At 50.4% G+C, this 12543-nt stretch carries 8 protein-coding genes and 3 pseudogenes; 7 read left to right on the top strand and 4 right to left on the bottom strand.

The window, feature by feature from the left end:
* Positions 1–206: 206 nt before the first annotated feature.
* The 3 genes and pseudogenes from tnpA to tnpC form a co-directional block, all read left to right on the top strand.
* A complete protein-coding gene (gene tnpA, locus ACMYSP_RS19480; RefSeq protein WP_434583674.1) occupies positions 207–620 on the top strand; it encodes an IS66-like element accessory protein TnpA in 414 nt (137 codons plus the stop codon).
* Positions 617–967, top strand: coding sequence for an IS66 family insertion sequence element accessory protein TnpB (tnpB, locus tag ACMYSP_RS19475; RefSeq protein ID WP_434583672.1), 351 nt, complete (start codon positions 617–619; stop codon positions 965–967). Before tnpA ends, tnpB begins: the two co-directional genes overlap by 4 nt.
* Before the next feature lie 30 nt (positions 968–997).
* Positions 998–2389, top strand: a pseudogene (gene tnpC / locus ACMYSP_RS19470) (IS66 family transposase); the annotation flags it as partial.
* Between the two features lie 276 nt (positions 2390–2665).
* Here tnpC and ACMYSP_RS19465 read toward each other — a convergent pair.
* Positions 2666–3781, bottom strand: a pseudogene (locus ACMYSP_RS19465) (IS110 family transposase).
* Between the two features lie 52 nt (positions 3782–3833).
* On the opposite strand from ACMYSP_RS19465, the pseudogene ACMYSP_RS19460 reads away from it, so the two are divergent.
* Positions 3834–4023 (top strand): annotated as a pseudogene (locus tag ACMYSP_RS19460) (transposase domain-containing protein); the annotation flags it as partial.
* A 79-nt stretch (positions 4024–4102) separates the two neighbouring features.
* Here the strand turns inward: ACMYSP_RS19460 and ACMYSP_RS19455 are convergent.
* The 3 genes from ACMYSP_RS19455 to ACMYSP_RS19445 form a co-directional block, all read right to left on the bottom strand.
* Complete coding sequence (locus tag ACMYSP_RS19455; RefSeq protein WP_434583670.1) at positions 4103–4885, bottom strand: hypothetical protein; 783 nt, start codon at positions 4883–4885, stop codon at positions 4103–4105.
* A 147-nt stretch (positions 4886–5032) separates the two neighbouring features.
* Complete coding sequence (locus ACMYSP_RS19450) at positions 5033–6142, bottom strand: DUF1214 domain-containing protein (RefSeq protein ID WP_434583668.1); 1110 nt, start codon at positions 6140–6142, stop codon at positions 5033–5035.
* A gap of 56 nt (positions 6143–6198) precedes the next feature.
* The gene (locus ACMYSP_RS19445; protein ID WP_434583667.1) at positions 6199–7281 is read right to left on the bottom strand and encodes a DUF1254 domain-containing protein; all 1083 of its coding nucleotides are present in this window, start codon (positions 7279–7281) and stop codon (positions 6199–6201) included.
* Positions 7282–7656: 375 nt separating this feature from the next.
* On the opposite strand from ACMYSP_RS19445, the gene ACMYSP_RS19440 reads away from it, so the two are divergent.
* From ACMYSP_RS19440 to aspT, 3 genes are all read left to right on the top strand, one after another.
* Positions 7657–8832, top strand: a complete 1176-nt coding sequence (locus ACMYSP_RS19440; RefSeq protein WP_434583666.1) for an OmpP1/FadL family transporter — start codon at positions 7657–7659, stop codon at positions 8830–8832.
* A gap of 439 nt (positions 8833–9271) precedes the next feature.
* The gene (locus ACMYSP_RS19435) at positions 9272–10072 is read left to right on the top strand and encodes a hypothetical protein (protein ID WP_434583665.1); all 801 of its coding nucleotides are present in this window, start codon (positions 9272–9274) and stop codon (positions 10070–10072) included.
* 759 nt (positions 10073–10831) lie between these two features.
* The gene (gene aspT, locus ACMYSP_RS19430; protein WP_434583663.1) at positions 10832–12526 is read left to right on the top strand and encodes an aspartate-alanine antiporter; all 1695 of its coding nucleotides are present in this window, start codon (positions 10832–10834) and stop codon (positions 12524–12526) included.
* Positions 12527–12543 lie beyond the last annotated feature (17 nt).

The raw sequence follows: 12543 nt of genomic DNA, 5'->3' as shown, positions 1-12543 counted from the left end.
CAGAAGTAAAATGATGTACTCACAGACCTGGTAGTGGAAGTTTCATCTCATTGCCCCATCCAAAAGGGGGAGGTTCTTACTCCTGTTAAAAACTCAATATACCTCGTTAACCGCGATCAAAGGTAAGCGTAAAGCCAGCACCGTATGTAGACATCAAGCCAGTGCTGGTAACTTAGACATCCACCTGTACAGACGGACATCTAAGTATGGAATCCCAATCCTGGCGAAAAGAACCCCGTAAAAATTATTCAAATGAATTCAAGCTACGTATGGTCGAACTGGCTTCCCGCCCCGGAGCCTGCGCTGCTCAGATTGCCCGCGAAAACGGCATCAATGATAATGTCATCTTCAAATGGCTGCGACTTTGGCATGATGAAGGCCGCATATCACGTCGTCTTCCGGCAACAGTTGAATCTTCATCATCACCGACGATGCTGCCTGTCGAGGTTATACCTGACCCGGCGCCAAAAGGTGAGACGAATACAGACCCGGGTCAGTTCCTGGCGCTGAATGCCACCTCCTGCAGTGTTGAGTTCCGCCACGGCAAAATGACGCTGGAGAACCCGTCACCGGAGTTACTGAGCGTGCTGCTTCGCGAGTTGACCGGGAGAAGCCAATGATATCCCTCCCGTCAGGCACCCGTATCTGGCTGGTTGCTGGCGTCACCGATATGCGTAAGTCCTTCAATGGCCTTGGCGAGCTGGTACAGCATGCACTTGATGAAAACCCGTTCTCCGGCCACCTGTTTATCTTCCGTGGTCGCAAAGGCGATACCGTGAAGATCCTCTGGGCGGATGCTGACGGCCTGTGCCTGTTTACCAAACGGCTGGAAGAAGGCCAGTTCATCTGGCCTACTGTACGCGATGGAAAAATCTCCATCACCCGCTCACAACTCACCATGCTTCTCGATAAGCTGGACTGGCGTCAGACTAAAACCTCACATCTTAACGCACTGACAATGTTGTAAAAAGAACATGACCTCATTTTAAATAGGGTCATGCGTCAGGATTATCTCACCCGTATCGCCGCGCTGGAACATGCGCTTCGCCAGAAAGACAGTCAGCTTAGCCTCGTTGCAGAGACTGAGTCGTTCCTGCGTTCGGCACCGGCCCGTGCAGAAGAAAAAATAGAGAACGAAGAGCGCGAAATAGAACACCTGCGGGAACAGATAGAAAAACTGCGGCGGATGCTGCTCGGCACCCGCTCAGAAAAACTTCGCCGACAGGTTGAAGAAGCCGAAGCCCTGATGAAACAGCAGTAGCAGCAAAGCGATCGCTACAACGGACGGGCAGACGATCCACAGGTACCACGCCAGTTGCGCCAGTCCCGCCATCGTCGCCCATTACCGGAACACCTTCCCCGCGAGATACACTGGCTGGAGCCTGTGCAAACCTGCTGTCCGGAATGCGGCAACGATATGGAATATCTCAGCGAAGTCAGCGCGGAGCTGCTGGAACTCGTCTCCAGTGCCCTGAAAGTGATCCGCACGGTCAGAGTGAAAAAGGCCTGCGTCAGATGCGACTGCATCGTTGAAGCACCAGCATCATCACGCCCCATCGATCGCGGTATCGCCGGACCGGGTCTGCTGGCCCGGGTGCTAACCGCGAAATACTGCGAACATCTGCCGCTGTATCATCAGACTGAAATCTTTGCACGTCAGGGCGTGGATCTGAGTCGTGCGCTGCTCTCCAACTGGGTGGATGCCTGTTGCCGGTTAATGGTCCCGCTGGATGAGGCCATTTACCACTATGTGATGGGCTGCCGCAAACTGCATACGGATGATACCCCGGTGCCGCTACTGGCGCCGGGTAGAAAGAAGACGAAAACCGGGCGGTTGTGGACATACGTTCGTGATGATCGCAACGCTGGGTCAGCGCTGGCACCGGCCGTGTGGTTCGCTTACAGCCCGGACAGAAAAGGACACCACCCGCAGACCCATCTTGCAGGCTTCAGCGGAATGCTGCAGGCGGATGCGTACGCCGGGTTCAACGAGCTGTACCGCGATGGCCGGATAACGGAAGCAGCCTGCTGGGCTCACGCCCGCCGTAAAATCCACGATGTGCACGCCCGAACCCCATCAGTCCTGACGGATGAAGCCCTGAAACAGATCGGCGAGTTGTATGCCATCGAGGCGGAAATAAGGGGAATACCGGCAGAGCAGCGCCTTACCGAACGTCAGCAAAAAACTAAACCGCTACTGAAATCCCTGGAAAGCTGGTTGCGTGAAAAGATGAACACGCTGTCGCGACACTCGGAGCTGGCGAAGGCGTTCACGTACGCCCTGAACCAGTGGCCGGCACTGACGTACTATGCAGACGATGGCTGGGCCGAAGCCGATAACAACATCGCTGAGAATGCCCTGCGAATGGTCAGTCTGGGTCGTAAAAACTCTTATGACCTTTGTCAAAAATTTCGGCCGTAGTTACCCTGCACAGCCTGATTGTCCTCTGCTTTGAAACAGCAACTTGCGCCAGGGAACCTGAAGTGACCGGGCTGTTTCCTGAATTGAACAGACTCTTATTCGGGGATTGGTTGCCCCACGATGGTTTTCGTCTTGAGCTTGCCCCTTTCTGGTTGCTGGTATCGGATTATTGTCTACCGACCGATGTTCTTGACGGGGATTACTCATTCCGTGCCCGGCACTTCAGGGTTTAACGCTGTGCTGTTAACCTGACTGGCGAGCCGTCAGGGCAATATCCCACATAAATCCAGTCAGTTCCCTGGCAACAGCAATAATGGCAATTTGTTACCGTTTACCTTTTTGTAAAAGCGTTTTGTAACGGCCACATAACCGCTGCTAAGCTTTCCAGGCAATGTCTTTTGATTCCTGTGTGGCTTCAGTTGGTCGGCAGGTAATGAGCCAGCTACCGACTTTTGCGGGGGAGCGATATGCCCATGCTGCTTCGTACAACAGCCTTCGTAGCTCACTGTTACCGGTTTTCGTTATCCCCCGGGAGCGGATTTTGTTACCACTGGAGTATTCACCAGGGATTAACCCGATATAGGCCATGATTTGTTTTGGATTAGGGAAACGAGAGAAATCCCCCAGTTCTGATGCCAGTGAAATGGCGATCGTCTTCCCTACACCTTTCAGTGCCTGCAACTGACAGTCCAGGTTGTATAACGACCATTCTGGTAGCAGGCGGTCGATTTCCTGATCCAATTGGTCTATTCGGCTTTCTATCTGCTCAAGGCTCTGACAGTAATGTTGAAACGCTATTTGTTGTGACGGTAAAGGGAATATCTGATTTGCGAGCCATATGCGATGATTGTAACCCCATGGTTTTTTTTCGTACCTCCTGCCATTACGTAACAGAATACTCTGGATCCGCTGTCGGGCAATCCTGCTATCTTGATTTGACGCCGCTCTGGCCCGAATCAGGTCCCGCATAGCCTCATGTGTCAGATCGGGGATCCATACCGGTATTAGTTCGCCGGCCCGTAATAATCTTGCCAGACCAACAGCGTCACGATGATCGTTCTTAATGCGATCTGTGGGGGATTTTGGGATCCGTGATGGTGCTACAACAATGCACTCAATGTTCATCGCTGTTAGCTGATGATAAATATTCTATCCGCAGGGACCAGCTTCATAGCAGGCCATGACTGACGAATATTGTTTTTGAAGCTTTAAAAATACGTGGTTTATGCTTTGCTGATGATTGGGGATGTTGCCATAAAAACGAATCTCACCGCCGCGTTCCGGGCTGGCAAGAGCGATGGCCAGAGATTCCTTGTGAACGTCCAGACCAATATAAACTGAATGGGGATTCTGCAACATAATGACCTCCAATAATACACCGATGTTAAAGTTATTATATAAAGGTCATACCATCTGGTTGTTCTTCGGCTCTGACCACGGTGTGAGCGTGGAGCGTTGCTGTATAGCCTGATCGGTACATGCAAACTGAACGGTGTGGATCCAGAAAGCTACCTCCGTTATGTGTTTGCGTCATAGCCGACTGGCCGGTCAATCGGGTCAGCGAATTGCTGCCATGGCGCATCACGCTACCTGCTGAATAGCACACATCGTTAGCGCCGACTTTGCTTGCTGTTGTAGAGGAAAATTTGGACGTATTTCCCCAAATAACAGTCTTATATGCTAGTTGAGGAATTGCAGGTTAAGTCCAGCAAAAATTTGCCAGCGAGGTTGTCCAGGGCCACGATCTGCAATACTCCCCTGAGGTTCAATAAAGAAGTTATACACTGTTTTTTGATCTTTAATCACCTGACCGATACCAAGCCCCAGCGGAACGCTGTAATCGTCGTTGTGGAGGTTATAGGCCCAAATTGGGGCTGAACGTAAATAGGTGCCGCCACCCAACTGATAGAACATAAACGGCTGGAATGTCGCCAGATTTACATCCGCGCGATCACCCTCACCCCCTACGCTATGTTGCCATGATGCGAGATAACCATACTGGAACTTTGGATTACTGGCGTCAAACAGGACGTTGACCAGCCCTGCGGAGGTTTTACCCGTACCGAGTGCATCTTCTGATGCGGTGGGTAGTGTTACCTGTGGGCCAAAACCAAAACTTACAGCCGGGTTTCCAGTGTCTATAAGCCAGGAAGCAAAGAGATTAAGATCACCGACACCTGTCTGATGGCCTCCAGTTGGTGGGGCTGGATAGGTATTAACTGGCAATGATGCACGCAGAAGCCATTTGCTGTCGCCTAATGAAAACGGTGTCGCATACCGGAACCAGAACTGGTTGGCATCCTTATCAGTTCCGCTCACATTGCCAATATAGTAGTTCTGCATGTTAAACGCAGTCATGTTAGCAAGCGGGTTGTTGGCCTGTGCGGCATTTCCACCACCATCAGCAGCCCAGGTACTGCTTGCAAGTAAAGCCAGTGTGCCAAATCCAAGTGTTTTCTTCATATTAATCCCTGAAAGTAAGTCATTATTCTTAAGAATCCTGAACGTCCATAGCCAAAACAATGGCAATATATGTTGTCAGATTTCTTGTGCTGCTGACAGATAAGGAAGATCAACTACGCGGGCCGATCTTCCTTCATGAGCTAAGTTCTATTGCGGTTGCGATACCACTGGATGGTTTTTCTGCATATCCTGCGAATATTTCAGAATTGAATCCACAGAATCAGGTAGATAAGCACGCATCAGGGCATTCCAGTTTTTAGTGGTCTGGAAATTATTTACCGCATTATCGCCGCAGTTGAAATGCAGGGTGTAACTTCCATCTTTGTTTGCTTTTGCGTTGTGCGAGTTAATGACAAAATGATCGGTTTTTACCCAGCCTTCGGCATTGTAGACCGTCAGCGACCAGTAACCATTTTTGTCATACTGGACAGGTAACGGTTTAATAGTCGTGGAACTACACTGCGCGTTCTTCGCGCCTTCATCTGCCGGAGCGACAACCCAGTAAAATGCATGTTTCGCTGGCAACCCACCCCAACCACCGATGTTCACCAGTTGATATTGCGGAGTGATAGGCTTGTCACCTTTAGAGACAAAACCTTTGTAGATAACGGCTTCTTTCGGACCACGTTTTACCAGTTCAGTGCGCAATTTGTTGAATGAATCAACATCATACTTCACTTCACTTTTGTAGGGTTCCGGGGTTCCACCAAAGCTGACTTTTACCGAGTCCTGGCGTTTGTTCATTTCCGCAGTGCCCTTCGCATCAAGGCTGCGCGGTTGTGTGCGCATGAAGAGATAAACAAATCGACCATACGTCAAATCAGAAGGTTTGATAGTCACCGTCTGGCCCGGATAAACCACAGCAATAGTGAAATGGTCTTCATCGAAGATATGAACACTTTGATAGAGGTCATAAGGTGGAACCGAAACGGTTAAACCTTCTTTGGTGTCGAAGACACCATATGAATAAACCAGATCAAAGTTTGAACGAATGACGGTTTGATTTTTCAGATCGATCCCTTTTCGTTCATGACGAAACTTATTCCCGCCCGAATCAAGGGTTTCCGCTGCAAAATATTTCGCTGTTTCTGCACGGATAACGTTATCCATGGTAACTTTAACGCCATCTTTAGCTGTAAATGATGGGTTAGTCGCGGTGGCATCACCATCCGGTTTCACACCCGTATCTACAGCAAATACACCTGTACTGGTCAGAAGTGCTGCCGCAATCGCAACAGAGCATGTTAATTTTTTCATCTGTCTTTCCCTGTTTAATAAGGCGGAAATCGCCGCCTTTGGGTTAATACTGAACGTTATTTAACGGGTTTTGGTTCAGGCAGCTTATATGTATTGTCCTGAATGTCCTGCGTCGGGAAGTAAACGCGCAATGCCAGCGTCCAGTTATCCGTTGGCGCAATTAACAGGTTTTCCGCATTATTCCCGCAAGTCTTCACTGTACCGTAATGCATCGTGAACGTCTTTCCATCTGGATTCAGCTTCAGCTCTTTATTGGACAAGCTTGAACCTTTCTCTGTGTGCAGATAAAGATCATCACCGTAGATAGTCATCGAGTAGAATCCGAGGTCAGGCTTTGCCATACCCGGCACTGCATAGGTCGCGGTGTAACAAACATCCTTACTGACTTTATAGGTGTTAAAGGAATACCAAGCTGCATTATCAGGCAATAAACCCGTGGCGACTGCGGCTCCGATATTTACATCTTCTTGCGGATATTCACCACGTGCGCCCATTGTTTTGCTTACACCACGTTTATCAGCTAGCTGACGATAGTGCGTTTGCAGTTTTTTCAGTTCAGCTTTGTTCCAGTCAGTCGCTTTAAATGCCTTTGGTGTGTAACCCTCAGGGAAGGTGACTTTGTACTGGTCCTGGATTTGATGCGCTTTTTCGATGTCTTTTGGATCGTTAGGGTTAACCTGAGTACGGATATTCAGTACAACGAAATTAGTCGCCCTGGCAGGATCAATCTTGTAGTCACCCGCACCATAGTAGACATGCTCGGTCGTATGGTCGTGATCCATGATGTGCAACGAGATGTAGCGGCCATCCCCCTTCGGAACATGTACTGTTGCACCGTGGGAAGCATCGATAATGGCAAAAGAATACAGTGTGTCACGATTCATCAACACAGCAGGTTGCTTGTCGATTTCCATCGGCATTCTGTGATGGTAGAAGGTATTGGTTGCACCATGCTTAACTTCCGCATTCATCGAAACATCAAGTTCTGCGAAAGCATAGTTCTCTGGTGTGACACTCACATTTGTATTGCCTGGCAATGAGGTTTCCAGTTCACGGGCTTTATCCAGGCTGAGAGGCGAAGCCGCCCAGGCGTTACTGACGAACAAAGCAAGGACACTAACGCAAAGAATTTTCTTCATAATATTTCCAGTATAATTAGACGAACTTACTGAAAAGGATAGTCAAATCTACATGGGGTGGTGAGTTAATTTGGGTTTAAATGTAAACCCGAGGAGGGAACCTTCTGTTCAAGCCATATTAGTCCTGATAATGGAACCGTGTTCGAACATCGGCTGAAGCATCGAAGACAAAACATCTGGCTGTTCTTCTTTTCAGGTCACTGAGATGAAAGGGTATCGATCTACCTGTGGAGTCACCTTCGTCAATACGGTTCTCGGTGGACGCTTACCAAAATGAAGAGGTTATCTGTATTTCTAGAGTGGCAAATCCACCGCAGATAACTATGCTCTTTTTACTAATAACAATGCATAAATGCTTATTTTTGCAGGTGGCAAATGAAAAAAATCGCCCTCGTATGCTCTGGATTGCTTTGCTCATCGCTTGCACATGCCAGCGCACTCTATTTCTATGAAATTGGCACTGAAGACACGGCACTCGCGGGAGCCGGTCAGGCTGCGCGTGCGCAAGATGCGTCAACCATCGCCACCAACCCGGCCGGGATGACGCGTTTACCGGACCATATGATTACCGGTGGATTACAGGGGCTGGGCGGCAATATTGATTATCAACTCGATAACGATAAACGTAAAAGCCCGGGCAATGTGCTGGATTTCATGCCTAACGGTAGCGCGTTCTACAGCCAGAAAATTAACGATAATCTGTACGCCGGGATTGGTATGTATGGCAACTTCGGCCTGGGTATCGATTTCGGAAACTGGGCAGGCGATCGCTTAATCAAAAAAAGCAGCCTGCTGGCGCTGACCGTCAGCCCGTCTCTGGCCTATAAGCTCAGCGATAAAGTGTCTGTCGGTGCCTCCGTCAACGCCAACTATGGCTTCCTCAGCCTGACGCGCGACATGAACGGTAATGATGAAAAGCAGAAAGATCATGACTGGGCGGCAAGCTATCGCCTGGGTCTGTTGATGCAACTGACCGATCAGACCCGCGCCGGTATTACCTGGAACAGCAAAACGGATTACGATTTCAGTATCAACGGTAAAGCGCATCTGCCTCAGGGTAACTACGATCTGCCGATTACTGCACAGGTGAATGCGCCGCAGTCGCTGATGTTCAGCCTAGTGCATGATATCGACAAGCAGTGGTCGGTGATGGGCGATTTAGGCTGGCAGGACTGGAGCCAGTTTGGTGCGCCGCAGATTCAAGTCAACGGACAGCAGATGAGTAAAACCAACCGCCTGAAAGACACCTGGCACACCGCGGTGGGCGTGCAGTACCGTCCAACGGAGTTATGGCGTCTTAATGCAGGTGTGGCTTTCGACAGCACCCCATACCACTCACAAAGTGATGTGGCGATGACGCTGCCGACCGGTGATGAGTGGCGCTTCGGGACCGGTGCGCAGTACCAGCTGACGCCTGCCAGCAACGTTGGCTTTGCGGTGGAATATCTGCATATGCAGTCGTCGAAAGTGGCTTCGCCTGAGGTTTTCTCCGGCAGCTATGACCATCCGTACCTGTGGTTTGCAAGCGTCAACTACAGCTATCAGTTCTGATTATACAACCCGGGACGTGAAGTTTGCCGGGTTTTACTTTTAAGGTCTTCGCCGTTGTCGATGCATCAAACTATGGCGAAAGTATGAGCATTCTGCACTCTTACCAGAGCGACACTGATGTGAAGATGGCTGAGCGGACAGTTTCTTAGCGGCTTCAGTCGACTGGTGCCGCGCTCCTGAATAACTGTAAATTACGTCACTCGCGGACATCACAATTGATTTTGTATTCAGGTTTCCAGCCGATGAAAACGAAATTATTGATAGGGATTCCAGAATGTTATGGCAAGCCCTTAACATATTACCTGATAGTAACTGGCTTGATATAGGCACAATATAAGCACAGGTATTTCATGGAATTATCTCCAGTCGTCGCCTTGATGATATCACCGCGAATAACTAGACTCATGTAAACATGCCTATATCTCTTACGGGAAATTTAATGAAAAATATAAAAAAGCTAGCCGTTATTATCGCAACACTGTGTTCCTCGATGCATGTTTTTGCTGCAGAAAATAGTGAAGAACTGGCTAAAAAACTTAACAATCCTATCTCTAATCTCATCAGTGTTCCGTTTCAGTATGACTATGATCAGGATTTCGGCTCTAATAAAGGGGCACGAAATCTCCTTAATATCCAGCCCGTCATGCCCATTGATTTTTCGGATGACGCCATTGTTATCAGTCGAACCATCCTTCCCGTCATTAGTGAGCGCAATACGTCACCAGGCAGCGGGATACAAACCGCCGTCGGCGATATCACGCAAAGTTTCTGGTACTCCCCTAAAAAACGGACGTCGAATGGCTATATCTGGGGGCTGGGCCCTGTTCTGACCATTCCGAGCGGAACAGACCTCTCAACTAAAAGCTGGGGAGCGGGACCAACGGCCATTCTTTTAAAACAGGAAGGCCCATGGACGTATGGCGGTTTGGTCAATCACGTCTGGGATTATGCGGGCCGCAGCAATCGTTCACATACCAGTCAGACACTTCTTCAGCCCTTCGTCAGTTACACCTGGCCGACCGCTACTTCTGTGGCAATGAATACGGAATCAACCTATGACTGGCGAGATAATCAGTGGAGCGTGCCGGTAAACCTGATGGTGAATCAGGTGTTGAAAATCGGTGACCAGATTATCCAGGTGGGTACCGGCGTACGTTACTGGGCGGTGACGGATGATACACGAGGCCCTGAAGGCTGGGGGCTTCGAATGAATCTGACATTCCTCTTCCCTGGAAAATAACATTCAGGGCCCCACTGTCTATTCACGGGCTGCTTGCATATTCCGACCCAAACCGATCATTGATTCCGATTTAATCCGATCGCACTTTCCGAATTGTTCCGGCCAAGTTTGGCCATCCGTCGGACTCCGTGATCGGATTGCGGGAATCGGCGTTCCTGTCGTCGGAATCCCGCACTTTTCACTTTGAAAACAATGGATAACACTTTCTCCTGATAACCCATCTTCCGGAGACGTGGCTGAAAAGAAGCCCTCCTGAATCCCGAAGGAGGGCCTTTTTAAACGCAAAAAGTATTATCAGACGGCTTTGTTGAATAAATCGTACTTTTGCTGAGTTGAGGGCTCAGATCACGCATCCCCTGACAACGCAGGCGGCCCCGTGGCAAAGCAAAAGTTTAAAATCAACAATTCGCCCATTTACGACAAACCGAAAATAATAATGACAGAGTCTAAAAAAATAAATTTACAGGCGGCATAACATTTTAATATTGTGCGAATGCTGAACGTCAACGCCGGAATAAACCTAAGAGTAAATCCATACGGCGATAGCGGACTTCCCGTGAGTTGGATGTACCTGAATAACCCCTCCATACGCCGCATATATCCATGAGATAAAAGTGGTTATGAACCGAAAAATATTTTTGTCGGTTGTGGAATATCTCTACTACATTTCAATTGGACCCGTAAGTTATTTATCTTACTGCGATTGCAAAGGATGCATTCTAAAATTTTTCGTTGGCGTCGATTGACCTAGGGTGTCGAATGTTTAGTTCTTTGCTCGCGTTTATTACCGAGGCGTTACAGACCGTACCAGGACTGGCTATGTTCCTGGCGCTGGCTATTGGTTACGCCATCGGCCAGATTCGACTGGGATCGATCCAGCTCGGTGGCGTCTGCGGCACTCTTATAGCCGCGCTGCTGATTGGACAGCTGAATATTCAGGTCGCATCTGACATCAAAAACATTTTCTTCATGCTGTTCATCTTTGCGTTGGGTTACAGCGGCGGCCCGCAATTTTTTGCCAATCTCAACGCCAAAGGGATCCAGCTCGGTCTTTTCTGCCTGATTGAAGTGGTGGTGGTGCTGGCACTTGTGCTGGCGGCAACGGCCGCTATGCATCTGGATCCGGGAACGGCCGCCGGGATGATGGCGGGCGCAGCCACCGAATCTGCGGTGGTGGGAACCGCGACGGATGCCATTTCACGGCTGGCGTTGCCGGCCTCGGAAATTACCCGCCTGCAGGGAAACGTGGTGACGGCCTATTCCATCACTTACATCTGCGGCCTGATCACTATCGTGATTGTGACCAGCCAGCTCTTCCCCTTGCTGCTGCGCGTCAACCTGCGGGATGAGGCAGATAAGCTGTGGGTGCACATGGGCGGAAGACTTGAAAGCGAAGGCGTTTCAGCCGCACCCACGGTGGTGGGACGCGCGTATCGGGTCGACGCCGGTGCGGGAAATCGCGTGTCGGCCATTCAGGAACGGCTGGGTCAGGATTGCAGCATTGTTCGCGTGCAGCGGCATGGCCGCACCCTAGACCTGTCGCCGATGCTCAAACTACACCGCGGCGACCAGGTTCTGCTGGTTGGCTACCGGGGGTCGATGATTGAAACTTCGGCGCTGCTTGGCAGTGAAATGACCGAGACCAACTCGCTGACCACCGCGTTGGAAACCTATGATGTTGTGCTGTTGGCCAATGAGATGGCGAACGCGCCACTGCGTACGCTGAAATTACCGGCTGGGGTGCATGTGGCGGCAATCCGTCGCGGCGATGCCATTGTGCCCGCACTGCCTGCGACCCAGCTGCAGCTGAATGACATTCTGCAAATCTACGATGCCAACCCAACCGGGTCGCGCAGTTCTGCGCCGGTCATCAACACCTTCGGCAAACTGATGCCTGACAAACTGGCCAGCAATCTCGGCATTGCCGGGCTGGCCATCGCGTTAGGGACCTGGCTTGGCAGCTTCACGCTCAAAATTGGGGGGATCCCCTTCTCCGCAGGTACCGGCGGCGGCGTACTGATTGTCGGCCTGGTTCTGGGCTGGTATCACGCCCGTCGTGCGGATCTGCACTCGGTCAACGCCGACGCGCTGGCGCTGCTGAAAGATTTGGGTCTGGCCGGTTTTATTGCCGCAGTCGGGCTCTCCTCCGGGCCTCAGGCCCTGACCCTGATTAAGCAGTATGGATTGACCTTACCACTGCTGGGCATCGCGATTGCGGTTCTCCCGGCCACGGTTTCGCTTTTAGTGGGCCACTTATGGCTCAAGCTCAGCGCCCCGGTGTTGCTGGGGGCGATTGCCGGACAACAGTGCAGTACTCCCGCGTTAAGCGCGATTCAAAATGCCTGCGGTAATTCCACACCGCTGTTGGGCTACACGATCACATACGCAATTTCCAATGTTGTTCTGCCCCTGATGGGGCCGTTGATTGTCGGGCTGGCCAGCTCGCTACAGTAGATTTAGCGGCCAGACTT

The sequence above is a fragment of the Klebsiella sp. R390 genome (genome assembly GCF_051131745.1).
In the GTDB taxonomy this organism is placed as follows: Bacteria; Pseudomonadota; Gammaproteobacteria; order Enterobacterales; family Enterobacteriaceae; genus Klebsiella.
Note: the sequence above shows the minus strand (reverse complement) of the source record. Positions and strands in the feature narration are given on the sequence as shown.